At 36.4% G+C, this 24,282-nt stretch carries 18 protein-coding genes; 16 read left to right on the forward strand and 2 right to left on the reverse strand.

Annotated features, from left to right (window positions below; all coding sequences use genetic code 11):
* The first annotated feature begins 39 nt into the window (after positions 1 to 39).
* The 9 genes from AC4BB7_RS03000 (at position 40) to AC4BB7_RS03040 (ending at position 13,980) form a co-directional block, all read left to right on the forward strand.
* Positions 40 to 4,899, forward strand: a complete 4,860-nt coding sequence (locus AC4BB7_RS03000; RefSeq protein ID WP_490484380.1) for a MucBP domain-containing protein — start codon at positions 40 to 42, stop codon at positions 4,897 to 4,899.
* A gap of 188 nt (positions 4,900 to 5,087) precedes the next feature.
* Complete coding sequence (locus AC4BB7_RS03005; protein WP_086315455.1) at positions 5,088 to 5,624, forward strand: HdeD family acid-resistance protein; 537 nt, start codon at positions 5,088 to 5,090, stop codon at positions 5,622 to 5,624.
* Positions 5,625 to 5,791: 167 nt separating this feature from the next.
* Entirely contained in the window at positions 5,792 to 6,619 is an 828-nt protein-coding gene (locus AC4BB7_RS03010) for an AraC family transcriptional regulator (protein WP_086315456.1), read from the forward strand.
* 113 nt (positions 6,620 to 6,732) lie between these two features.
* The gene (locus tag AC4BB7_RS03015) at positions 6,733 to 8,001 is read left to right on the forward strand and encodes a PTS sugar transporter subunit IIC (RefSeq protein ID WP_086315457.1); all 1,269 of its coding nucleotides are present in this window, start codon (positions 6,733 to 6,735) and stop codon (positions 7,999 to 8,001) included.
* Positions 8,002 to 8,003: 2 nt separating this feature from the next.
* Positions 8,004 to 10,220 carry a beta-glucosidase BglX gene (gene bglX, locus AC4BB7_RS03020; protein ID WP_490484381.1) on the forward strand — a complete coding sequence of 739 codons (2,217 nt, stop codon included), beginning with the start codon at positions 8,004 to 8,006 and terminating at the stop codon, positions 10,218 to 10,220.
* Positions 10,221 to 10,418: 198 nt separating this feature from the next.
* Positions 10,419 to 11,039 (forward strand): nitroreductase family protein, encoded by a 621-nt coding sequence (locus AC4BB7_RS03025; protein ID WP_490484382.1) that lies wholly within the window; start codon positions 10,419 to 10,421, stop codon positions 11,037 to 11,039.
* A 37-nt stretch (positions 11,040 to 11,076) separates the two neighbouring features.
* Positions 11,077 to 12,168: a FecCD family ABC transporter permease gene (locus AC4BB7_RS03030; RefSeq protein WP_490484383.1), complete on the forward strand. Its 1,092-nt coding sequence runs from the start codon at positions 11,077 to 11,079 to the stop codon at positions 12,166 to 12,168.
* Positions 12,169 to 12,170: 2 nt separating this feature from the next.
* The gene (locus tag AC4BB7_RS03035; RefSeq protein WP_490484384.1) at positions 12,171 to 12,935 is read left to right on the forward strand and encodes an ABC transporter ATP-binding protein; all 765 of its coding nucleotides are present in this window, start codon (positions 12,171 to 12,173) and stop codon (positions 12,933 to 12,935) included.
* Between the two features lie 37 nt (positions 12,936 to 12,972).
* Positions 12,973 to 13,980, forward strand: a complete 1,008-nt coding sequence (locus AC4BB7_RS03040; protein ID WP_490484385.1) for an ABC transporter substrate-binding protein — start codon at positions 12,973 to 12,975, stop codon at positions 13,978 to 13,980.
* Between the two features lie 97 nt (positions 13,981 to 14,077).
* Here the strand turns inward: AC4BB7_RS03040 and AC4BB7_RS03045 are convergent, their stop codons facing one another.
* Positions 14,078 to 14,557: a hypothetical protein gene (locus AC4BB7_RS03045; RefSeq protein ID WP_490484386.1), complete on the reverse strand. Its 480-nt coding sequence runs from the start codon at positions 14,555 to 14,557 to the stop codon at positions 14,078 to 14,080.
* 703 nt (positions 14,558 to 15,260) lie between these two features.
* Here AC4BB7_RS03045 and AC4BB7_RS03050 point away from each other — a divergent pair.
* From AC4BB7_RS03050 to AC4BB7_RS03075, 6 genes are all read left to right on the forward strand, one after another.
* Complete coding sequence (locus tag AC4BB7_RS03050; protein ID WP_490484387.1) at positions 15,261 to 16,199, forward strand: phosphate/phosphite/phosphonate ABC transporter substrate-binding protein; 939 nt, start codon at positions 15,261 to 15,263, stop codon at positions 16,197 to 16,199.
* Between the two features lie 83 nt (positions 16,200 to 16,282).
* A complete protein-coding gene (gene phnC, locus AC4BB7_RS03055; protein WP_086315464.1) occupies positions 16,283 to 17,050 on the forward strand; it encodes a phosphonate ABC transporter ATP-binding protein in 768 nt (255 codons plus the stop codon).
* Positions 17,047 to 17,826 carry a phosphonate ABC transporter, permease protein PhnE gene (gene phnE / locus AC4BB7_RS03060; protein ID WP_086315465.1) on the forward strand — a complete coding sequence of 260 codons (780 nt, stop codon included), beginning with the start codon at positions 17,047 to 17,049 and terminating at the stop codon, positions 17,824 to 17,826. The genes phnC and phnE (AC4BB7_RS03060) overlap by 4 nt, the downstream gene beginning before the upstream one ends.
* A 5-nt stretch (positions 17,827 to 17,831) precedes the next feature.
* Entirely contained in the window at positions 17,832 to 18,605 is a 774-nt protein-coding gene (gene phnE / locus AC4BB7_RS03065; RefSeq protein WP_490485113.1) for a phosphonate ABC transporter, permease protein PhnE, read from the forward strand.
* A 17-nt stretch (positions 18,606 to 18,622) separates the two neighbouring features.
* On the forward strand, positions 18,623 to 19,837 hold the full coding sequence (locus tag AC4BB7_RS03070) for a metallophosphoesterase (protein ID WP_490484388.1): 1,215 nt from the start codon (positions 18,623 to 18,625) through the stop codon (positions 19,835 to 19,837).
* Between the two features lie 6 nt (positions 19,838 to 19,843).
* Positions 19,844 to 21,370, forward strand: a complete 1,527-nt coding sequence (locus tag AC4BB7_RS03075) for a bifunctional metallophosphatase/5'-nucleotidase (protein WP_490484389.1) — start codon at positions 19,844 to 19,846, stop codon at positions 21,368 to 21,370.
* A gap of 359 nt (positions 21,371 to 21,729) precedes the next feature.
* Here AC4BB7_RS03075 and AC4BB7_RS03080 read toward each other — a convergent pair whose 3' ends face one another.
* The gene (locus tag AC4BB7_RS03080) at positions 21,730 to 22,272 is read right to left on the reverse strand and encodes a LysM peptidoglycan-binding domain-containing protein (protein WP_086315469.1); all 543 of its coding nucleotides are present in this window, start codon (positions 22,270 to 22,272) and stop codon (positions 21,730 to 21,732) included.
* Positions 22,273 to 22,834: 562 nt separating this feature from the next.
* Here AC4BB7_RS03080 and AC4BB7_RS03085 point away from each other — a divergent pair.
* Positions 22,835 to 24,271, forward strand: a complete 1,437-nt coding sequence (locus tag AC4BB7_RS03085; protein WP_086315470.1) for a glycoside hydrolase family 1 protein — start codon at positions 22,835 to 22,837, stop codon at positions 24,269 to 24,271.
* The last annotated feature ends 11 nt before the right edge of the window (positions 24,272 to 24,282 follow it).

Raw genomic sequence — 24,282 nt, forward strand, 5'->3', positions numbered from 1 at the left:
TTAGGTAGGCGATCAAAAATAAAGAAGAAAGGAGAAAAAATGGATAACAAAAAAAAGAATCCTTCTAAAGCTAAACTACTATGGATGCTCATTGGGCTTACGATAGTTGTCATTTTTTGTGGTACTGCTTTATTCACCATAACCAACCCGATATTAGCAAAGCCTGAAACAAGTGTGAAAAAAGTAACTAAACAGACGACCGATAAAGAGTCAGCTGCAAGTGTCGCTAAATCAGCAACAGTAAAAGCACAGAAAAACTATATAGCTAAGGCGCTAGATCCAGTAGAAAATGAAGCCGGATTGAAGGCGACTCCTAAAGTCTTGACGCTGAAACAAAATGAAGCTTTCCCAAATCTCAACACCGAATCAGGTCTGGCAAAACTCTTTTCAGAAAGAGTTATTCCACATCCAGAATACGATGCTGTATATGAATATGTGAACGCTGATGGAACGCCTGCCACACCTGGCAGTGAACAGGCGGGATTTCAAACAATTTATGTAGAAATTACCGAAAATTATGAGCTGACCAGTATTCGTGTTCCCATACCAGTAACTGTTACTGACATAGGAACATCCTTTTTATTGGACAATCAAATTGCTCTTCAAACAGATAACGTGGAAGGAAAAATTATTCTGTATCCAAACGAAATCTCAAATAAAACAGAAAAGCAGCTACAGCAGTTGGTCAAAACAAAATCGAATGTCCGCTCTTGGCAAGTGGAAGACGGCGCGTCTGTTCCAGTGGATGTAATCAAAACAACGATCGTAACAACTTCTGTAGGGACTTATAAAGCTGAGTTTGAAATTACAGTAGGAACAGGTGAAGCGGAACAAAAAGCTTCTGTTCAAAAAGATGTTGTTATTTTCGGAGCTAATCCACGAGCTTTTGTGTCTGTTGCTCAAAATGAAACACTCGGTTTAGGGATAAGGCCAACCAATTTATTTACGAAGTTTCAAACGGTGAATAGTGAAACAGGATCAAATGCTACCTATCAATTTGTAAATGAAAACGGCGAAGCATTGGAAAAATTTGATACGTCCACCGTTGGATTTCATTGGGCTTACGTAAAAATGACAGCAAACACGAATGAAAATGTAACAACAATCATTAAAGTGCCGATCAATGTGACAAGCGCAGATACTACAGCATTATTAACCAATAAAGTCATGGTGAAATCTGATGTAAGAGTGATACTTTATCCTGATGAAACGAAAGGAAAAAGTAAAGAAGAACTGATTGCGTTGATTCAATCGAGAGCGCATTTAAGTGCTTGGAATATGAGCACAGGAGCAGCCGTTCCTGTATCATTTACAGAAACAACAACACTCAACGATTCTATAGGCTCATACACAGGTACGATTAAAGTAGAATTAGATGGCGTTTCGGCTACAACGACTAGAAATGTTACGGTATTCGGTGCTAATCCGCAACCGTTCGTATCTATCGCTCAAAATACTACCTTATCTCTAGGGACAAGTCCAACACATTTATTTACGAAATTTCAAACACTAAATAGTACGACAGCAACGAATGCGCTGTATCAATTTGTTGGTGAGAATGGTGAAGCAATCGACAAGTTTGATACGTCCATCGTTGGATTTCACTGGGCTTATATAAAAATGACAGAGAGAAATGACGCCACTGTGTCGACGATCATCAAAGTACCGATCAATGTGACAAGCGCGGACACTACCGCTTTATTAACAAATAGAGTGATGGTGAAAGCCGATGCGAAGGTTCTTTTTTACCCGAATGAAACAAAAGGAAAAAGTAAAGAAGAGCTAATTGCGCTCATTCAGTCAAGAGCGCATTTGAGTGCTTGGAATATGAGTACAGGAGCCGCAGTTCCAGTATCATTTACGGGTACGACAGTAGTCAATAATTCTATAGGCTCATATACAGGGACAATCAAAGTAGAATTAGATGGTACATCTGATACGACTACCCGAAATGTCACGGTTTTCGGTGCCGATGTGAAATCGCCTTATTATTTTAATGTTGAGCAAAACAAAGACATGGTAATGGGAACAAATGCAGCGAATATTTTTTCAAAATATCAGTCCTTAAATGATGCGGCTGCCGCCAGTTCCACTTATGAATGGGTCAAAAACCCAGCCGGTGATCCTACTGAACCTGTCAATAAATTTGATACAAGCAAAACAGGGTTTCACTGGGGTTATATAAAAATGACGGATAAAAAAGATACAAGTGTGTCGACAATTATTCCTGTGCCGATTACAGTAACGTTAGATAATCAAATAGTTATTGTAGATGCAAAAGCAGGAATGAGTTTTAATTATTTGCCGCTTTTGAAAGCAAGTGAAATCAAAGGCAAAACTGTTCCGAAAATCATCCAAATGCTCACCCAAAAATTAGCACCAAAAGCTTGGGATTTGACGACAGGACAAGAATTGGATGCGCAAATTACTAAGTCTATGATTGTTAATTCTAGCAGAGGTTCTAAAGAAGTAACGATCACAATAACATTGGGTGAACAGTTATTGACCTATAAATTGAATGTTGTGGTTGTTCCGGATCAAGTTTTTGGAGGCAATACTACAGAGGAGTGGAATAATATACCCTTAAATTCCGCTGATGGTGTTATTATTAATCCATTAAACGGTTCAAAAATGGGATTTCCAGAAAGAGGAATTTCTGTAACTTCACAGAAAAATGAAGTAGGATTTATTATCAAAGACAATGCTGGTAGAGGCTATATTTACAGCGGTGGTGAAGGAAGAGTATCAGATATTCCTGGATTAAATACGAGCACTATTTATGGGACTGGTTGGGCTAGAGGAAGCGGACTTGGTTATAATGGGGTTGATTCAAAGATGACCTCCAAATACTTTTTACGAAAAGGCAACGAGCTAAAGCAAATTCTAATAGATGAACCCAATCAGATTCTTTATGTATATAACCTATCTTTGAATCGAAATTTAAATTTCACTGTCCAGTTAGACATGTACAATCTTTCTAATACAACGAAGAGTTTTTCGATGTTAGAAAGCGTGGATACGGATTATTATACAGATAGAGTTCCAATTTACGCACTAGGGAATAATAGTGGTTTTTACATTGAACCTTCGTCAGGAAAAAGATTTACAATTCGACTAAAAGATTCCCGAGGAAATTGGCTGTCAGATTATACCAAATATATAGCTGGTTCATATAGCGGTACAGAAGTTGCCAATGGAAGAAATTACTTCGGAAACTATTTTACGGGAACAGGTTCCGAAAGTAAAAATTACAGTGCCGGACAAGTTATCGCTTCGAATGTCGATTCAGCGTATCAATTAGGTGCACCGTGGAAAGATATTTCTCCAGACGGAGCATTAAACACAGGTTACGAGATATTTGCCGGTGATGAACTTCCATATATGCAAATAAAAGCTAATCCAGAAGTTTTTGATATCTATTCAGACTATGCAGGTGATTTTAAGACTAGCTATAAGTTAAGTAAAATCCCTACCGCAACAGATTATGGTACGGTTTATATAACGTATCCGACAGATGTTGAAGTCACGATGCCATTTGTTGCAAATAGTCAAAAAGAATTTGATAGTCCATTGACTATACCAAGAACAGGATTACCTGAACAGTTGAACGAAGAACCAGCTACAGTCAAAGACTACGATACTTCTTTACTGGCAATCAATGAATCAGAAGGACCATACAAAGGTTTGCCTTCACAAGATTATGCAATAAAGATTAAAGTTTACAATTTCGGGGCAAAACCAATTCCGCAAATCATCAAAAAAGGAACTACTTTTAATAAAAAAGCTTCTGAAGTCATTCAGGATGCAGTTATCTTGCCTGGACATACCGCTTCATATGCATATGAAGGCGATATGCCAGATACGTCGGTGACAGGTTTAACCAGCGTAATGGTGCGAATGACGGATGCCGATCAACCAGATAAAACGACGTTGATCAAGGTTCCGATTCAAGTGATCGATGAAACACCACCATCTAGAGGTCTTTATATTGCAGCGAACAATTTTAATAGCAGACCAGAATCATTTCAAAACTTGACTGAAAGCGAAGTCAATAAACTGATTCTTAAAAAATCTGAAGCGATTGCTTGGGATGTTGCAACTGGTTCAAGTAAAGATATCACGCTTTCAGTAGAGTCAACGACATTACCACTGAATCCTGAACAAGGAAGCTATAAGGCAACTTTAAAAGCTGTTCGTGGGACAGAAGTAACCAAAAAAACAATCACGATCGATATTCAAAGCAACCAAAAAGTGAACGTGGAATTCGTAGATGAAACAGGCGATTCTTTACATGACAAAATTACTTTTGATAAGATCATCGGCACAACGATCGATCTAACGGAAGAAACAGAAGTCCAACAAGCCTTGGAATCAATTCTGGCAAAGAACTATCAGTTAGTCAAAAAACCAGATAACGAAACCAAAATTCCAGTTACAAGTGAAGAGAGTACAGTACAATATCAATTTAAAGGGATGTTATTCGTACAGTCTTCACCAACCTTTTTGAATTTTGGTCGTAAAACGTTAGGAATTCCGTTTATAAAGGTAGAAAAAGCGAAGTATGATAAACCATTGATTGTTTGGGATAATCGTAAAAATGGCGGAGCATGGGATCTAACAGCAACGTTGAAGAAACCACTGACAAGCCAAGAAGATCCGAGCAAAGTCTTACCTTCTGCTATCCGTTATAAGATAAGTGACGCGGAAACGGTTGTTTTATCGGAAAATGAGACACAATCGATAGCAGAAAGAACACATGAAACCAAAGGGCAATACAATGTAAGTTCAGAATGGGATAAAAATCAGTCAGGCTTACTGTTAGAAGTTCCTTCTGGTGAAGTGTTACAAGCAGGTGGCTACCGCGCAACGATTCTATGGCAAGTAGAACAAACACCTTAATAGACAAATGAAAAAGTTTCGCCCAAAAGAATTTATGATGGGTGAAGCTTTTTCTGGCGAGTTCGTTGTATTTTTTGTTTTTAACTTCTAAAAAAATAACAATTATCGATCCATATTATTCGTTTTATTCAAAGAAATTCTATACAATATAGGTAGCAAATAAGTAATGTGTTAATGGAGGGATAATAATGAATAACGTTATGGAGCAATTAAGAAAATATGCATTGTTACGAGGAATTGTTTATATGATTTTTGGGTTGTTGATTTTGATCAATCCTAGAAGTGTGTTTCAGGTGGCTGTCTACTTTATATCAGCCTATATTGCAATAATCGGTGTGTTAAATCTTTATGATGGTTTTAAAGTCAAAAAAGCTACGGGCACATATGGAATGAGCTTTCTAGGTGGGATCGTTTTATTAGTGATTGCAGGAATCGTGCTAGTCTTTGCAAAAGGAATCGTAAGTATTCTACCGATTTTCCTTGGTCTAGTGATCGTGGTTGTTGGTGTTACTCGTGCGATCCAATCAGTGAATTTACGGACGTATGTCAATGTTAGCTGGCTGCCGATGCTGATTTATAGCGTGATTTTGATTATTGCTGGATTGGTTTTAACCTTTAATCCATTCAGTAGCTTACTAGTACTTTTCCAATTATTTGGTGGTATTCTGATTTTTATGGGCATTGGCGAAATTGTTTCATTTTTCCAATTGCGTAATATTAAGTAGCATTAAAAGAGAAGCTGATTTCCAGCTTCTTTTTTTTGCCCGATAAACCACTATTAATTTGGAGGAGTCGATAAATAGTTTGAAAAAATCAAAACATCAACATTTTTAACAAAGTTTGAAATAGCTTATAATTTAACCAGCTTAATAAAAGTAAAAGAGGTATCGATATGAAACATGAAATGATTTCACCTAACAAAAATTATCCATTTAAACTCTTTTCATTCACATCTAGAAATCCAGATCGAATGATTTCAACGCATTGGCATGAAAGTGCTGAGTTATTGTATTGTTTGAAAGGGACTTTAGAAGTCCGTTTTCCCCAGATAACGTATGTGTTAGAGCCAGGGGATACATTATTCATCAATTCAAATATCATCCATTCTTCTAGAAGTCCGTTACCCAATGAAGTATTTGTGATGCAGTTTCCGCTTCCTTTTTTGAAAGAAATGACACAGCAACAGTACAATGATCGCTTTTTATTTAATTTGATTCCATTAAAACGAAAAGATCCGATTGTTCAATCCTTATTGAATGACATTTATCACGATTATCAGGAAAATGACTTATCCATGAATTTACTGGTCAAAAGTCGGGTGTTGGCGTTTCTTTCTGTGTTAACTAAACATTATAGTATCCCGATAGCGACTAAACAAACCATCAAAAGCTTGAAACATTTAGAGCGGCTAAAACAAATCAATGAATATGTGCAAATGAATTATAATCAGTCACTGAGGTTAGAACAAGTAGCAGAAACTTTTAACTATGATCCTGCCTATTTTTCACGATTTTTCAAGAAATATATGGGCATTCCTTTTTCTGAATATGTAAATACCGTTCGATTGGAGCACGCTTATTATCAATTAAGAGATACTGATATGACCGTATTAGATATTGCGATGGCAAATGGTTTTTTCTCAGTGAAGTCATTCTACAATGTGTTTAAAAAGAATTACACCTTGTCTCCACAACAATATCGACAAAAATATTTTAAATAAAAAAGTCATTATTTTTCCGATTTGAAGACGAAATTAGCACAGAAATATGAAGGAATACTCAGTATACTGAATTTAAGTAAAGCGCTTACTGGATATTGAGAGGGGAAATAAACATGAAGAAAAAGTTAATCGGTCTTTTTGATAAGGTGAGTCCATTTTTTGATAAAATGGGAAATAATCCTTATCTTCAAGCTATTTCTGGCGCCATGATGTCAACATTAGGTCCAGTCTTTATCGGTTCGATTGCGGTATTATTAGTTGTTTTTATGAACATGTCTAAAACGTTACAAGAATTTACACAAGTGATTGCATTATTAGGAAAAGTCAATACCTTTACGATTGGTTCTCTAGCATTATACATTTCAGTTTTGATGGCGATCAATTTAGTTCGTAAATTGGATGAAAAAGAAGATTACGTTGCGGCAGGAATTATTTCATTAATGAGTTTTCTTTTGATCACACCTCTAGATAAGACGGCTGATGAGATTGCGGCATTACCAACCACTTGGTTAAGTGCGCAAGGTGTCTTCTCGGCTATGATCGTAGGGTTAGTTGTTGGACGTTTGTTTATAGCGATCAAGCGTAAAGGTTGGACGATCAAAATGCCGGAAGGTGTACCGCCAATGGTGACACGTATGTTTGAATCATTGATTCCAACAGTCTTGATCGGGATATTATTTATTTTAGTTGATCTCGGGTTTAGTTTAACTGCGTTTGGTAATATGCATCAGTTTGTTTACACGATTATTCAAGAACCATTAAAAGGAATTGGCGGTTCAATCGGTGCTATGATTATTTTGAGTTTAATCCAACAGATACTTTGGTTTTTCGGAATTCATGGAACGAATGTGATCCTACCTTTAGTAACGCCATTGTGGATGGCAATGGATGTTGAAAATATGAATGCTGTAACAGCTGGTCAAACGCCGCCGAATATCGTTGGTTTAGCATTTTTCAATATTATTACATTTGGGGGCATGGCATTAGGTTTAGTGCTATTGATGTTGCGGGCTAAAAGTAAGCAGTATCGAGAAGTTGGGAAAATCTCCATTGTGCCGGCATTGTTTGGAATTACAGAGCCAGTAATTTTTGGAACGCCTTTAGTATTGAATTTTGATTTAGCGGTGCCGTTTATATTTAATAATAGTATTGGCTTGATTTTAGCGTATGTTTTAACGAAAATCGGGCTAGTGTCAAAATTTGTCGGAGTGCAAGCGATTTTTGGGTTGCCAGTCGGGTTTCATGCTGCTGTTCAAGGAAGTATTTCTGTGATTATTTTACAATTAGTGATTCAACTAGTATTATCACCACTTCTTTGGTATCCATGGTTCAAGCGTTTAGATAAAAAAACATATCTGAGAGAGCAAAGTGAAGAGGTGTAAAAATGGAAGAGACAAAATTAAAAGGATTACTTGATTCGTTAAGTTGGCCAGAAAAAATCGGACAATTGGTTCAGTTGTCAGGTGATTTTTTCCATGCGGATCAATTAGCTGTTGGACCACAAAAAAAATTAGGGATCGATCAAAAAATCGTGGATAAAGTTGGTTCGGTTTTAAATGTCACTGGCGCAGAGAAAACAAGGGAAATCCAAGATCGTTATTTGAAGAAAAGTCGCCATAAGATTCCGTTACTTTTCATGGCAGATATTATTTATGGTTATCGTACGATTTTTCCAATTCCATTAGGATTAGGTGCAACGTGGAATCCTGCGTTGATCGAAGAAGCTTATGAGCAAACAGCAGAAGAATCAAAGGCAGCGGGTGCTCATGTAACGTTTGCACCAATGGTTGATTTAGTACGCGATGCTCGTTGGGGGCGAAGCTTGGAATCTACTGGGGAAGACCCAGTGCTGAATTCAGCCTTTGCTAAAGCAATGGTGACAGGTTTGCAAAAAGATTTACTTAATGGCGGAGGAATCGCTTCTTGTGTGAAGCATTTTGCGGCTTATGGTGCGGCAGAAGGCGGTCGAGAATATAATACAGTTGATATGTCAGAACGCAGGTTACGTCAAGATTACTTACCTTCTTATAAAGCAGCTGTCGATGCTGGCTGTCAATTAGTCATGACGTCATTTAACACATATGATGGCATGCCAGTGACAGGGAGTAAATTTTTATTGGAAGATATTTTACGGAAAGAATGGGGCTTTGATGGGGTCATTATCTCTGATTATGCAGCAATTCAAGAATTGATCGCTCATGGTGTAGCAACTGATGATCGAGAAGCGACGAAACTAGCTATTGAAGCAACAACAGATATTGATATGAAGACCCCTTGCTATGCGAAAGAGTTGGAACCCTTGATCGAAGATGGTGAGATCAGTACTGAGTTGGTTGATCGATCCGTCTACCGCGTTTTAAAACTGAAAAATGATTTAGGATTATTTGAAGATCCTTATCGCGGTGCAAGTCAGGAACAGGAAGAATGTGTTTTTTTAACCGAAGAAAAACGTCACTTAGCGAAAAAAGTTTCCTCTGAATCCGTTGTGCTACTGCAAAATAAACGAGATGTTTTACCATTAACGCCAAATCAAGAGAAGGTCTTATTAGTCGGTCCCTACGGCGATAACCAAGAATTGATTGGCTTGTGGGCTGTTCATGGAAAACGTGAAGATGTCGTGACGATCAAAAAAGGATTTGAACACTATCTGGATTCTGAGCATCTACTCTATACTCAAGGATGCGACATGTTGGAAGATTACACATTTTTAGGTGAGTTCGGTGCAACTAAAGATCAGATCGAACAATTAGGATTAACAGATGCGATGAAAGAACAAGAACTTAGCCAAGCTTTAACATTAGCAAAACAAGCAGATACGGTCGTACTTGCGTTAGGCGAACATACGATGCAAAGTGGTGAGGCAGGCAGTCGCACGGACATTACGTTGCCTAAGATACAACAAGACTTTTTACAAAAAATAGCAGAGTTAAATAAGAAAACAGTCTTGATTGTAATCAGTGGCAGACCCTTAGTTTTAACAAAAGAAGTAGAACTTGTAGATGGGATCGTTCAAGCATGGTTTCCAGGAACAGAAGGCGGAAATGCTTTAGCTGATATTATTTTCGGCCAAACCAATCCAACTGGACGTTTAAGTATGAGTTTCCCTTATTCGGTCGGACAATTGCCAATGTATTATAGTGAATTTAAAACAGGGCGTCCGTTAACAAGTCCAACTCATAAAGGACGTTTCGTTTCTAAGTATTTAGACAGTCCAAATGATCCTTTGTTCTCATTTGGTTACGGTTTATCCTACAGTAAAGTTATGTATACTGATTTAACATTAAGTAGCGAACAGATGCATGAGACACTAAAAGTTTCGGTTAAAGTGAAAAATATATCCAAACGCACAACAACCGAAACCGTTCAGCTATATGTTCAAGATGTGACAGGTTCCGTTGTCCGTCCAGTAAAAGAATTGAAAGCTTTTCAAAAAGTGGCGTTAGATGCTGACGAAGAAAAGACCGTATATTTTGATTTAACCAAAGAAGAATTAAAATTTTATACGAAGAATATGACATTTGACGCAGAACCAGGAGCATTTATTGTTTTTGTTGGCCCAAATGTGAAAGACACACAAGAGAAATCCTTTACATTGTTATAAAAAACAAAAGCTGTCTGATTTGATATAGCCCGATCAGGCAGTTTTTTTGTTCTAAAAAATAGAAAAGAAACTTGCAAATAAAATAATGTAATGGTACTCTTAAAATCTAATTGAGAATGATTATCACTTTCAAATGGTGTGTAAAGTTATTCTATAGATCTATCGAACATAAAATGGTAAAAGAATAGGAGAAAAACGATGAACATAGATTCAGTTGAGCAAATCATAAGAGCTCGCCGAACGATTCGAACAGTATCGGATCAAACGATTTCTCTGGAAGTTATAGATGAACTATTAACAAGTTCCAGTTATGCTCCTTATCACTCTAAAGAAGAGCCGTGGGAAGTAATTATTGTTGCTAATCCATACGATCGTCAGTTATTCGTAGAAAAAATCATGGACAGTTATGATCGGTTGGATACTTGGGCAAATTATGATCCACAAAATGTAACGAAGGCTAAAAAGAGAACACGTGAGTATTTTTTGGATGTTCCACTAACATTGATTGTCACTGCGCCTATTTGTGAAAGTGAAAAGTTGAACTTAGAAGCGATTGGGGCAGTTTCAGCGTTTATTCAAAACTTTCAATTAGCGGCTTGGTCAAGAGACATTGGCGTTACTTGGCGCACGATTCCAGTGATTTTCGACGAAGTATTCAAACAAGCTGTTGGGGTAGAAACGAATCGACAAATTATCGGTTTGCTTGATATTAGCGTAGTTGATGCAACGATGAAATTACCAACAAGTCGTAGAAAACCAGTAGAACAATGGACAACTCATCTGTCTGATAAACTGACAGATATAAAGGGCAGCAATTAGCAGTACAGATTTTCAGATACACAGGAGGCGTATTTTTTTGCAGGCAATCAAGACAAACGATCACAAGGTCAAAGCTAAAACACAACACTATTATCCATTGATTCTTTTATTTCTAGTAGTTCTTATATTTTTTTCAATTCTTTATTCTTTGATCAATGGGCAAGCCAATATTTCAGCGGAAGATATTGTTCAGATTTTACTAACTAAAATATCTGGTAGCAGAGTCGGCTCTCTAGAAGAGATCAGCAGTAATTCAGCGGTAAATATTATTTGGTTTGTCCGGACGCCGCGAGTGATTTTAGCTGTTTTTGTAGGAATGGGTTTGGCTATAACTGGTGCAGTGATGCAGGCTGTTGTTCAAAATCCATTAGCTGACCCTTATATTTTAGGGATTTCTTCAGGTGCTTCGCTAGGTGCTACTTTTGCGATTTTAGTTGGATTTGGTACAGGAAGTATTTTTTCTCAGTTTGGTTTGGCTTTTGGTGCTTTTGTGGGAGCAATGGCAGCGGCTTTCGGAGTATTGATTTTATCAGGGATCGGTGGTCGGATGACGTCTGTTAAACTCGTTTTATCAGGTTCAGTGATTGGCGCGCTATGCAGCTCGATTTCCAGTTTTATTGTGTATCTGGCGAATAATGCTGAAGGGATGAAGACAGTAACCTTTTGGGCTATGGGAAGCTTGGCATCAGCTAGTTGGAATAAGCTTTCGGTGTTATCGATCACGGTTGTAGTGATTACAGGATTTTTCTTATTTCAACATCGTATTTTAAATGTCATGTTACTAGGCGATGAGGCGGCAATTACTTTAGGGGTTCCCTTGAGTAAATATCGTCAGTTGTATTTATTGTTAGCAGCACTTTTGACAGGTGTGATCGTGGCTTATTCTGGAATGATTGGCTTTGTGGGGTTGATCATTCCTCATATTGTGCGCGGATTGATTGGTTCGGATCATAAACGATTATTACCGATCGTCGCTTTATCGGGTTCACTATTTATGATTTGGGCGGATGTCCTTTCGAGAACCATCATTCCAAGCGTTGAACTGCCGATCGGGATCATTACTTCTGTGATCGGTGCGCCACTATTTATTTATATCATCGTCAAAAAAGGCTACAATTTTGGAGGCTAACAATGGAGCTAAAGGTAAAAGACTTAGGCATTATGATCGGGCAAGAGTCGATCGTTAAAAGCATTTCTTTTCAAACACAAAAGAAACAATTTGTGGGGGTCATCGGAGCAAATGGTTGTGGTAAATCGACGATGTTAAAAGGAATTTATAAAGGGATCAAACCGCAAGCGGGCAGTGTATTTTTAGATGATTTAGATCTTTTGTCAGTTTCTGAAAAGAAAGTCGCTCAAAAACTAGGAGTTGTTAATCAATTTAATGAACTAAATTTTGATCTAAGCGTTTTTCAAATGGTGTTATTGGGTCGAACACCGCATAAAAAATTATTAGAATCAGACACTCAAGAAGATATCGACATTGTGATGAATGCTTTAGCTAAGACTAATCTGACTAGCTATTCGGACCGAAGTTTCTTATCGTTATCAGGCGGAGAGAAACAGCGGGTCATTTTAGCTCGGACAATTGCACAACAGCCTAGTTATATGATTTTAGATGAGCCAACCAATCACTTGGATATTCGTTATCAATTGGAAATACTGAATTGTGTGAAAAATCTGGGAATTGGTGTATTAGCAGCATTACATGATTTAGAATTAGCGGCCCATTACTGTGACTACATTTATGCAATGAAAGCGGGGGAAATCATTGCCGAAGGTACTCCGAAAGCGTTATTTACAGCTGAGTTGATCGAAGAAATTTATGGGGTTAAATGTACGATTTATCAAAATCCAGTGACGCATCGTTTAGGTTTTGCCTATTCATTAGATTAGTCACTAGATTTCAATTTTAAGTAGAGGAAGGGAAAAAATGAAAAAAACACTTATTATTACTTTACTAGGTTTAACAATGTTAGCTGGTTGTGGACAAAAAGAGCAGAAGACGGATAAAAAGAACCAGAGTGAAGGATATCCTGTAACGGTCCAAAATTTTACGAAAGCAGAAGGGGCGGAAAGCTGGCAAAAGAAAGAGCAAACTTTCGATAAAGTACCAGAAAAAGTTCTGGCCAATACACAACCAGCCGCAGAATTATTACTGCATTTAGGGTTAAAAGATAAAATCGTTGGTGTCGGCGCTGTTTTTGGTGAACCAGATAAAGCTGTTGAAAAAGAATTTAATGAATTGAACCATTTATCAACAGATTATATTGGCAAAGAAATGGCGTTAAGTGTTGATCCTGATTTGGTATATGGACGTGGTGGTTTGTTTGACAACCAGGATTGGGGTGTGGGAACTGTAGATTCGCTAAATGATATGGGGATAAAAACGTTCGTTTTGAACTCTTCTGTCACAGGTGGGACATTTGATTCCGTTTATGAAGATATCGACAATTTAGGTGAAGTTTTCAATGTAACAGAGAAAGCTGATGCTTTTAAAGCGGAGTTGAAAGAACGTCAAGCAACAGTGGATAAAAAGTTAACTAAAATCAAAGACGATCAAACTTTTGCCTATCTTCATACAACTGATCCAGAAGAATTATACGTTTATCCAGCGAACAACGAAACTTTTTTCAATGATATTTTTAAAATGGTAAAACTAGAGAATGTCTTTAAAAATGAGAAAGGGGAAGTTAGTGTAGAAAAACTGATCGAAACCGATCCTGATGTTTTGATCGTAGCTGACTGGAGCACCATGAAAGATGGAATATCTGGTGAGAAAATGATCGATGCTGTGTTGAAAAATCAAAAACTTTCCAGCATGAAGGCGGTAAAAAATAAAAAAGTTTATGCGGTGGATTACAATTACATGTTTGGCTATGGATACCAATCATTGGATGGAATCGAAAAATTGGCAGACCAAATGTATCCGGAAAAATAATGTAATAAAAAAAAGGGATGTTTAGAACAATTGTTGTTTGTTCTGAACATCCTTTTTTAGTTGTACTCATTTTCAACATTGGTAGAGAAAATAGTTATTATTTTTTGTATAAAGCGCCGCTTGTTCTTAAACTTACATTTGCTCCTACGATTGTTTGAGCATTTTTAGTAGTGTAAGCTTGGAAGGTTTGGTAATTAGAACCAGAAAAATGGAAAAACTCAATGACTATATTTGTGCCAACCTTTTGTTCATCAATTGTATCGATTACGTAACGATCGCAAGCAGTGAATGCAGATTTATTTGGGTCTTTTTTCCCTTTAAACACGTGCGTTTCATTGTTTAATTTAAAATTTAGTGTAAATGATTGTTTATCCACAGTTAATAATAAATCATTCATTTTACCTGTATATTGTTCATCTTCGATTCTCATATCAAGGTTAGATAAGAATGCCGTAGTTGAAGTATAGGCACCTGAGCGAGGTGATTCTTGCTCCTCTGCATTTGCATAATTAGAAAAGAAAGTACCAAAAAATACGAGCATGGTACTAATGACAAATAATTTTTTAAAAATTTTCATAAATATCCTCCTTATTTTCGATTAACCAATGTTGAAAACGTATTATAAAAAATTAATTATGATATTTTCATGATGTCATTATTCGATCATTATTTACATAATTATTTTTATAAACGATTGTCTAACGTTTTTTTATCAATAAAAGCATGTATAGAGCACCTAAAATTGTTTATTAGACGCTGAAAATCTTACTTGAGTAGTAAGGAATAAAGATAGTATATATTAAACTTAGTGTAAAAAAATAGTTGATTTTTGGAGACTGAAATAAAGCTGATTATTACGTTTTAGTGAGAATGAGAGATTTAAGCTGAAAGTATAACAATAATTAGATGTAAATAGGCAATAACAATTAGTAATAAAACACAAAAAGAACTGGATAATAAAGGTTTTTTGTACCTTTTTGCAAAAAAGATAAATGAGAATAAAATAAGTGGAAAATGAAAAGTAGTCTAGAAAAAAATCGAATTTATGCTATACTAATTTTAGTTTGGTATATTCATTTTTAATGAGAAATTCAGTGAAATTTACTGAAATGTACCGAGCATTTGCTCCATTGTTTTACATAAGTAATAATGAAGTGGATTTCAGAGAATTTACACAATATTTACTTCATTATTATGATAAATTTACACCACTAAAATACAATGGATATAGCTAGAGTATGAGACGAATATCAGCTTTAGTAATATCGCAATGCGAAGGGATGGAAAGAGTGAAAAAGAGAACGAAATTGTTAGGGTTGCTGTCTGTTATTGGTTTAAGTGTAGGATTACTTACAGGATGCGGAGGGGCAAATGACAAAAAAGCTGCAGATGATACGAAACCATTGGAGTTACAATTTGTCCCAACCAATAATGATGGCTCAATGGAAGCCAAAGCGAAACCTTTCGCAAAATATTTAACTGAAAAATTAGGTCGTGATGTCAATGTTACTTTGGCAACGGATTATTCGACGATTGTTGAAGCTATGGCATCGGGCAAGGTAGATATCGGGATCATGCCGCCATCAGCATATGTTCAAGCGCGAAATCAAAAAGCAGCAACAGCGATTTTATCTTCTGAATTAGGAGCTTTTAATCGTGAAACAGGTAAACCAGAACCAGATAAACTATCAAGCACATTTAAAGGTGAAGTGTTAGTTCGTGCAGATAGTGGGATCGATTCTTTAAAAGATTTAAAAGGCAAAAAAATTGCTAGCTTAAGTCCCAATTCAGCTAGCGGTTACATTTATCCTGTCGTTGAAATGAAGGAAGCTGGGATCGACCCAACAAAAGATGTGACATTGACAACGGTAAATGATATCCCAAGTGAAATCACTGCTGTTTTAAATGGACAACAAGATGCTTGTTTTGTCTTTGAAGGTGCTCGTAACGTGTTTGCTTCAAAATTTGAAAAAGACGATTTATTCAAAGACTTAAAAGTCTTATATCTAACAAAAGGCGACATTCCAAATGATGCAATCGCTGTTCAACCAAAAATGGATAAAGAGTTACAAGCCAAAGTCAAAGACGTTTTCTTGGCAATGCCTAATGACACTGAAGGTGCACAAGCGATGGCAATGTGGGGACACAAAGGCTATGTAGAAGCAGATGATAAAAACTACGATACAGTTGAAGAATATACAGAAAAAGCAGCAGAATAAAGCTTTGTTGTATTTATGGAAAGATTGAAAGCTGAGCGGGTTTCGTTCAGCTTTTCTATTTTATATTATCAAAAGGAGAAATCATGATTCAGTTTGAAAATGTAACAAAAACCTATAATAATGGGGTCAAAGGACTAAAAAATATTAATTTAACGATCAATGATGGGGAGTTTGTTTCAGTGATCGGACTAAGTGGTGCTGGAAAAAGTACTTTACTGCGCTCAATCAATCGTTTGAATGAAATCAGTGAAGGGAATATTATCATTGATGGTGCTTCGATCACAAAAGCGAATAAGAGAGACTTACGTAAGATTCGTAGAAATGTCGGTATGATTTTTCAACACTTTAATTTAGTGAAAAAAAGCTCTGTTCAAAAAAATGTTATTTCAGGTAGGTTAGGTTATTACTCTACATTTAAAAGTATCTTTGGCATTTTTTCAAAAGACGATTATGCTTTAGTAAACGATGCATTAGGACGTGTTGGCTTAGCGGATAAACTGCATTCACGAAGCGATGAATTAAGTGGCGGACAGCAACAACGTGTATCCATTGCCCGAACGTTGGTTCAGCAAGCATCAATTATTTTGGCGGATGAACCTGTAGCTTCACTAGACCCGATCACGACACAAAAAATCATGAAAGATTTAAAAAAAATCAATCAAGAATTGAACCACACTGTGGTAATCAATCTTCACTCGGTTGATTTGGCCCGTGAATTTTCTAGTCGAATCATTGGCTTACGTGATGGAGAAGTGGTTTTTGATGGAACAGCAGAAGAGGCGACAGACGAAGTCTTAACAAGCATTTATGGTGCAGATATTTTGAAACAAACTGAAGGTGTTGCACAATGAAATTGAGAGATACGATTCATCGTGATTTATATAAGCATTTATTTATTGTGGCGTTAGTTCTTCTTTGTGTCGTTTCAAGTGCTCAAGTCACAGGAGCACAAATGGCGGATGTCTTTAATAACTTGGATCAGATGGGGATTTTTTTACAACGTTTTCTCAGTCCTGACTGGAGTTATATTCCTAAAATCATTGAACCGATGCTGAAAACAATCAAAATGTCTGTAGTCGGTACAACACTTGGGGTGATTTTTGCTGTACCCTTTGCATTTCTAGCAACAACTGTTGTGACAAGAAACTTTTTTGTAACAACGATTATCCGTTTTCTAATGAGTATTGTTCGGACGATTCCCAATTTATTATTAGCAGCTTTGTTTGTTGCCATGTTTGGGATCGGGGAATTCACGGGTGTATTGACGATTGCAGTATTTACATTTGGGATGGTTTCACAATTAGTTTATGAAGCCATCGAAACGATCGATCATGGACCGATCGAAGCCGCTGAATCCGTTGGGGCAACAAAAACACAGATTGCTTTTTGGTCGATTGCACCGCAGATTTCTCACCAAATTGCTAGTTATTCTTTGTATGCTTTTGAAGTAAATATTCGTGCATCGACGATTTTAGGTTATGTTGGAGCCGGCGGTATTGGTGTGATCTTGAACTCTTCATTGAGTTTGATGCGCTATGATCGTGTGTCGATCATTATTCTATCTATATTAGTGGTAGTGATCACGATTGATTGGATCAGTGAAATTATCAGAAAGAGGTTGGTATAATGAGCATGAGTCGAAAAGTAAAAAGCTATTTACCAATTATCGTTGTTTTAGCAATTATTCTGTATTCAGCAGCAGGCATCGATTATTCAGAAGCTGGTAATATGTCGTTTGATATGGTCAAATCGGTTCTTTCTGGCTTGTTTCAACCTGATTGGGGCTATGTTTATGATGGCAGCGGGGAAGATCTATTAAGTTTATTGTTATTAACGATCGGTATTGCCTTTTTAGGTACTGTGATTGCGACAGTTTTAGCATTACCATTAACTTTTATTAGTGCCCATAATTTGTGGAAATCAAATACGATCGTTTCCAAAATAGGTAAGTTCATTTGTAATGTATTAAGAGCATTTCCAGAACTTGTTTATGCGATCATTTTTGTGAAAATGGTAGGTCCTGGACCATTTGCTGGAGTATTAGCAATTGGTGTTCATCAGATTGGTATGCTAGGTAAGTTATATACAGAAGAAATCGAATCAATGGATGAAGCGCCAGTAGAATCAATGACGGCTGTTGGGGCAAACTTTTGGCAGACCCTGTTTTATGCACGCCTGCCGCAATTGATTCCAACATTTTTATCGTTAGCATTGAATCATTTTGAAATCGCAGTCCGTAGTGCAGCTACACTTGGTTTAGTTGGAGCTGGTGGAATTGGCGCTCCGATGATATTTGCGATTCAAGCTAGAAATTGGGGTAGAGTTGGAATCATTTTGTTTGGCATTATCATTACAGTATTCTTGATTGATGCTGTAACTGGTTATTTACGTAAAAAATTACAGTAATTCGTGAGGATGAAAAAATGAATGAATTAACGATATTAAGTACGACGGATGTTCATGGTTTTTTTACAGCAACAGCAAAGGAAGAGAACGGTATCTGTTCTCTTCCTGCAATTGCTGAAAACTATCATGAACCAATTTTGATTGATAATGGTGATTTTTTAGTAGGTAGTCCTGAGACTACTTTTTTTAATACGACTACAGCAATTTCACCGTTGATAGAGCTTGCGAACAAAATTGGATTTGATGTAATGATTCCGGGAAATCATGATTTTGATTATGGTATCGAATTTTTAAAACGTCAAGCTGCCGCATTCAATGGGAAATATCTTTGTGCCAATGTTTTGGATTTGTCAGATGAATTAATCTTTGAGCCTTATACGATCATTGAGCGTAAAGGATGCAAGGTTGGTATAATTGGAGTGACGACTAGTGCGATGCCGCAAATTACTGCTTACGAACAAATCATGGATCTTAAATTTATCAATGTGATTGAGAGCTTAAACAAATGGGTGCCGCTTGTCCGCGAGCAGGTCGATGTATTGATAATCAGTTATCATGGCGGAATTGAACGGGATATGATCACAGGCGAACCAACACAATATGATACAGGGGAAGATCAGACCTATAGAATCATTAGTGAAATTTCAGGAATAGATGGTGTGATTTGTGGACACCAGCATCGCATCAATGCAGGAGTATTAAATAATACTGCATTTGTACAGCCTGGCTATCGAGGAAATTATATTGGTGCATTGACTTTTTCGCTTCACGCTAACCAAGTAACTGCTAAAAAAGCCCAATTGCTTGAGACAAAACAATACCCTTCTGTTAGTTATCCTTTATATAATAAAGAGGAGTATGAAAAATGGTTAAAAAAAGACCTCGATATAAGTTTTTTTGATCAGTATTTGGCTAAGAAAATCCCAGGTACTTTTTATGCTGTTGATCTCAAAGGGAAAACGATTGGAGCGTTTTTAACTAGTTTTATTCCACCTTATACACTTTCGACCTATCATGTGTCCAAAAGTGAATTACTCGAACTAGCATTAAGCCAAACCGTTAAAGGGCTAAGGGTAGAAAATGGTCAACTTGTGCCGGATCAATCAGATTATCGTATAACATCTAATGTAGCACTTTTCCCAAGCTATCGTTTAGAAACAAACTATATATATAATGTGTTTGATGAATATATTGCTAGTGTGAATAACAATGATTTATTAGATCTGAGGTGAAACTAAATGGAAAAACATATGAAAATCTATTACACATCTGATATCCACGGTTATTTATTCCCAACTAATTATGCTGATACTAAGGAAAGAGATTTAGGGCTTTTAAAATGCATTTCCAATTTTAAAAAAGAGGAGAATACATTGATTATAGATGGTGGAGATATGCTTCAAGGTTCTGCTTTGGCAACATACTGTCAAACGCATCCAGAAGAGGGCTTTCCGCAAGCAGAAGTACTAAATCGCGCAGGTTATGATTTTGTAACAGTGGGAAATCACGATGTCAATTATGGAACAAGCTATTTATATAATTATGTAGAAGCATTAGATGCTACGTGTGTGTGCGAAAATTTACTAGATGCAAAAAGTAAGAAGCAAAAATTTCCTTGGACGATCAAGACTTTAGAAAATGGTTTGAAAGTCGGCATTGTTGGTGTAGTGACAGACTACATCAATGTTTGGGAAAAAGCAGAAAACATTAAAGATATTACAATCTCTGATCCATTTATAGCAGCTAAACAAGCTCTGGAGGAAATGAAGCCGCAGGTTGATCTGACTATTTGTATTTATCATGGTGGGTTTGAAAGAGACGTAAAATCAGGGACTATTCTATCAAAGACAAGTGAAAATATTGGCTATAAAATTTGTGAAGAGCTTGATTTTGATTTATTGCTGACAGGACATCAGCATTTGTTGATCGAAGGACAATTACTACACGGAACATATATTGTACAACCGTCGTCAAATGGACAAAATTATTTTGAAATAGAGATTGAAAAAGGACAAAATAACAGCATAATAACATCTAAAATCGGTAAGCCTATTGGAGCACCAGATGCTAGCTTGACAGCTAAACTTGATCCCTTGGAAACAAAGGTACAAAATTGGTTGGATCAAGCAATCGGAAAACTGAATAGTGATGCAAAAGCTAGTGACAAGTTAGATATGGCTTTATATGGCAGCCCAGTTGTAGAATTGATTGGAGCAGTTCAGTTACAAGCCAGTAACGCACAAATCACAGTGGTCTCGCTAGCTAATACCTCACCTGGATTTCATAGAAATGTAACGATGCGGGATGTCATTGCAACATATCCGTATACGAATCAGTTGATTACGCTCAAAATCACTGGGGCTCAATTGAAACAAGTGGTGGATAAAAATGCGGATTATTTTAGTTTAGATGAGCAAAATAAAGTGATTATTTCACCGAGTTACTTGTATCCTAAAATTGAACATTATCATTTTGACTTTTTTGTCGGTATTGATTATACGATCGATCTTTGTCAACAGCCGGGAGAACGTGTCACTGAATTATCTTATAAAAAGCAAAGAATTAAAGATACTGATGAATTTACGATTGCTTTAAGCGATTATCGGGCCAGTGGTGGCGGTGGTTTTCCAGTTTATCAGGAGTGCCCTGTAATCAATGAAGGGGCAGAAGAAATCGTGGAGTTGATTATCTCTTTTATTCATTCTAAAGACGAAGTTATGATTCCAAAGAACTTAAATTTTAGAATAGATCATTGCCATAAGTAAAAGGCTAAAAATTTATAGACATGATCAAATGTAGGAATGCAATCAATTATTTGGTCATGTATTGAGATAATTTAGAAAAAGAGAACGGAACAGAAGCTTTTTTTTCAAGGAGTCGCACCTTTTATTTGGATTCCTCGGGAGTGGGATATGACTTGTAAAGTTATGTTCTACTCCCTTTTTAATGTTTTGACTCATTCCCTGACCGAATTAAAGTTCCTGAGTATCTTGTTTTATAAGTCTCCATGCCAACTTGGGAAATATCATAAAAAATACAGAGCAAAACATTATTCGTTTTGCTCTGTATTTTTTATAACAGGTGTCATCATTTAGATAAAATTATGTAGTGGGAAAATAGTTCTCTACTGTAATGATAACACTTGCCCGATATAAACAGTTGAATCAGTTAAATTATTTTTTAACATCAAATCTTGAAGAGATAGCTTATTTCTTTCAGCAATCACCGACAGAGTATCACCAGGCTGAACAGTGTAAGTCGTTGCTGTAGGTGCTACTGATGGTTCCGTTGAACGTTCAGTTTGTTGTTCAACAACGTCTGATGAAGAGGGCGTTGTTTGAGTTTGATGGCTGGTGCTTTCAACAGTTGAACTTGATTCATTTACTTTGCTTGTTTGTGTAGAAGTTTCTCTAACTGGAACGTTGTGTTCGGTATTACCTGTGGCAGCTGTTTGGTTGTTTGTCACTTGATTTTTGTCTAGCTGGTTGACTAGCTTTTCTATACTACTTAATTGTTCTTCTTGTTTTGAACCTGATTGAACATTTAGAAATAGCAAAATACCCAATGCGAGTGTATTTATAAATAACAATAAAATAACAATGAAGATAGTGCCTTTGGATGATGAAGGCGGGCGTTGCTGTTTACGTCGTGAGTATTCTTCCTCCAAAATAGTTTCACTCCTTTCAAAAAAAATATGAGATAAATACTGAAAAATAAAGCATTACTAGTATATCACAATGCTCTACTACTCTCAAAGGGGAAAATAATAAAAGCGTGGATTGTATAGATTTTGTAGTAACAAGTAATCAATTTTAAAAAAACATTTTTTTGAAATAACTAAATATTTTTCTATAATCATGTGATTGTTTTGGATTCGTTTGTTTTTTGTGCTGTTTAGTTTTTAATTATTTGTTTTTTTAGAATATAAGTAATTTTAATTTGAAATTATTTTATTTTCAGTAAATAGTCAAAAAAATTATTTTTCAAAGGCTAATTAAAGTGGGAAAAGTAATTCAATAGTTATGTCTAATGTTTGTTGAATCGAGCTCATGCAAGTGCGTGCGAGCTGTATTTTCAGAAAATGTAGATTTTTTTGTTGAGTCCCCATCTTTCTGATGAACTGATATTTGACGTATGTTCTTATGAATTGCTATGATTACTATAGTGAGTCGATTTATTATTTCATATATAAGATGACTAAAAGGTTAAAACAAAATAGGAGGATAAAGATGGAGCATACACAATTAGATCCGTTTTCAACAGATTTTCTATGGGGTTCGGCATCAGCGGCTTATCAAGTAGAAGGTGCTTGGAATGAAGAAGGTAAAGGTGTTTCTGTTTGGGATGAATTTGTCCGTATACCTGGTAAGACATTTAAAGGAACCAATGGTGATAAAGCTGTTGACCATTACCATCGCTATAAAGAAGATATCGCCTTAATGAAAGAGCAAGGTTTAAAGGCATATCGTTTCTCAGTTGCTTGGACGCGAATTTTTCCTAATGGTCGCGGAGAAGTCAATCAAGCGGGATTACAATTTTATATTGATTTAGTGGATGAGTTAATCAAAAATCAAATTGAACCTGTATTGACACTATATCATTGGGATTTACCGAAAGCGCTTCAAGACGAGTACCAAGGCTGGGAATCTAGAAAAATTGTAGCTGATTTTACAAATTATGCTGTTACATTATTTGAAGCATTTCGAGGTAAGGTCAACTATTGGGTTAGTTTGAATGAACAAAATGTGTTTATCAGTCATGGCTATCTAATGGCTTCACACCCACCAGCAGTAAGCGATCCTAAGCGAATGTATCAAGCAAATCACTATGCTAATCTAGCGAATGCATCAGTTATAAAGAAGTTTCATGAAATGGGTATGCCGGGAAAAATTGGTCCAAGTTTTGCCTACAGTCCAAACTACTCTTTAAATAGTGATCCTAAAAATATCTTAGCAGCAGAAGACGCTGAAGATTTAAATGCTCATTTTTGGATGGATGTTTATTTGTTTGGCCAATACCCGATTGCCGCACTAAAAATTCTAAAAGAACAAGGGCTAGCTCCGTTGATAGAAACAGGCGATGAAGAGCTTTTAGCTGCTGGAAAACCAGACTTTTTAGGAATCAATTATTATCAAACGAATACAGTCGTTTTTAATCCAATTGATGGAGTTGGGTTAGGGAAGATGAATACTACAGGGGAAAAAGGATCTTCAGAAGAAACTGGACTTCCTGGTGTCTTTAAGCGTGTGGAAAATCCATTTGTTGAACGAACAAACTGGGATTGGGAGATCGATCCAGAAGGGCTGCGTATTGCACTTAGAAGAATTACTAGCCGTTATCGGATTCCTGTATTGATCACTGAAAATGGGCTAGGTGAATATGATAAATTGACAGATGAAAAAGAAATTCATGATGACTATCGAATTGCCTATTTAAGTAGCCATATTCATGCAATCAAAGAAGCGATTACTGATGGTGTTGATGTTTTAGGGTACTGTACTTGGTCGTATACGGATTTATTAAGTTGGTTGAATGGCTATCAAAAACGTTATGGTTTTGTTTATGTGGACCAAGATGAAACTCAAAATGGCAGCTTAAATCGGTATAAAAAAGATAGTTTTTATTGGTATCAAAAAGTTATTCAAGAAAATGGAAATAATGTATAAAGTAGTTGTGG

Source organism: Enterococcus sp. AAFC-DPL-5182, from assembly GCF_058216605.1.

Bases quoted from the DNA above. Each gene is read 5' to 3' on its own strand.
- AC4BB7_RS03000 (WP_490484380.1), top strand. From the start codon at position 40: ATGGATAACAAAAAAAAGAATCCTTCTAAAGCTAAACTACTATGGATG.
- AC4BB7_RS03005 (WP_086315455.1), top strand. From the start codon at position 5,088: ATGAATAACGTTATGGAGCAATTAAGAAAATATGCATTGTTACGAGGA.
- AC4BB7_RS03010 (WP_086315456.1), top strand. From the start codon at position 5,792: ATGAAACATGAAATGATTTCACCTAACAAAAATTATCCATTTAAACTC.
- AC4BB7_RS03015 (WP_086315457.1), top strand. From the start codon at position 6,733: ATGAAGAAAAAGTTAATCGGTCTTTTTGATAAGGTGAGTCCATTTTTT.
- bglX (WP_490484381.1), top strand. From the start codon at position 8,004: ATGGAAGAGACAAAATTAAAAGGATTACTTGATTCGTTAAGTTGGCCA.
- AC4BB7_RS03025 (WP_490484382.1), top strand. From the start codon at position 10,419: ATGAACATAGATTCAGTTGAGCAAATCATAAGAGCTCGCCGAACGATT.
- AC4BB7_RS03035 (WP_490484384.1), top strand. From the start codon at position 12,171: ATGGAGCTAAAGGTAAAAGACTTAGGCATTATGATCGGGCAAGAGTCG.
- AC4BB7_RS03040 (WP_490484385.1), top strand. From the start codon at position 12,973: ATGAAAAAAACACTTATTATTACTTTACTAGGTTTAACAATGTTAGCT.
- AC4BB7_RS03045 (WP_490484386.1), bottom strand. From the start codon at position 14,557: ATGAAAATTTTTAAAAAATTATTTGTCATTAGTACCATGCTCGTATTT.
- AC4BB7_RS03050 (WP_490484387.1), top strand. From the start codon at position 15,261: ATGGAAAGAGTGAAAAAGAGAACGAAATTGTTAGGGTTGCTGTCTGTT.
- phnC (WP_086315464.1), top strand. From the start codon at position 16,283: ATGATTCAGTTTGAAAATGTAACAAAAACCTATAATAATGGGGTCAAA.
- phnE (WP_086315465.1), top strand. From the start codon at position 17,047: ATGAAATTGAGAGATACGATTCATCGTGATTTATATAAGCATTTATTT.
- phnE (WP_490485113.1), top strand. From the start codon at position 17,832: ATGAGTCGAAAAGTAAAAAGCTATTTACCAATTATCGTTGTTTTAGCA.
- AC4BB7_RS03070 (WP_490484388.1), top strand. From the start codon at position 18,623: ATGAATGAATTAACGATATTAAGTACGACGGATGTTCATGGTTTTTTT.
- AC4BB7_RS03075 (WP_490484389.1), top strand. From the start codon at position 19,844: ATGGAAAAACATATGAAAATCTATTACACATCTGATATCCACGGTTAT.
- AC4BB7_RS03085 (WP_086315470.1), top strand. From the start codon at position 22,835: ATGGAGCATACACAATTAGATCCGTTTTCAACAGATTTTCTATGGGGT.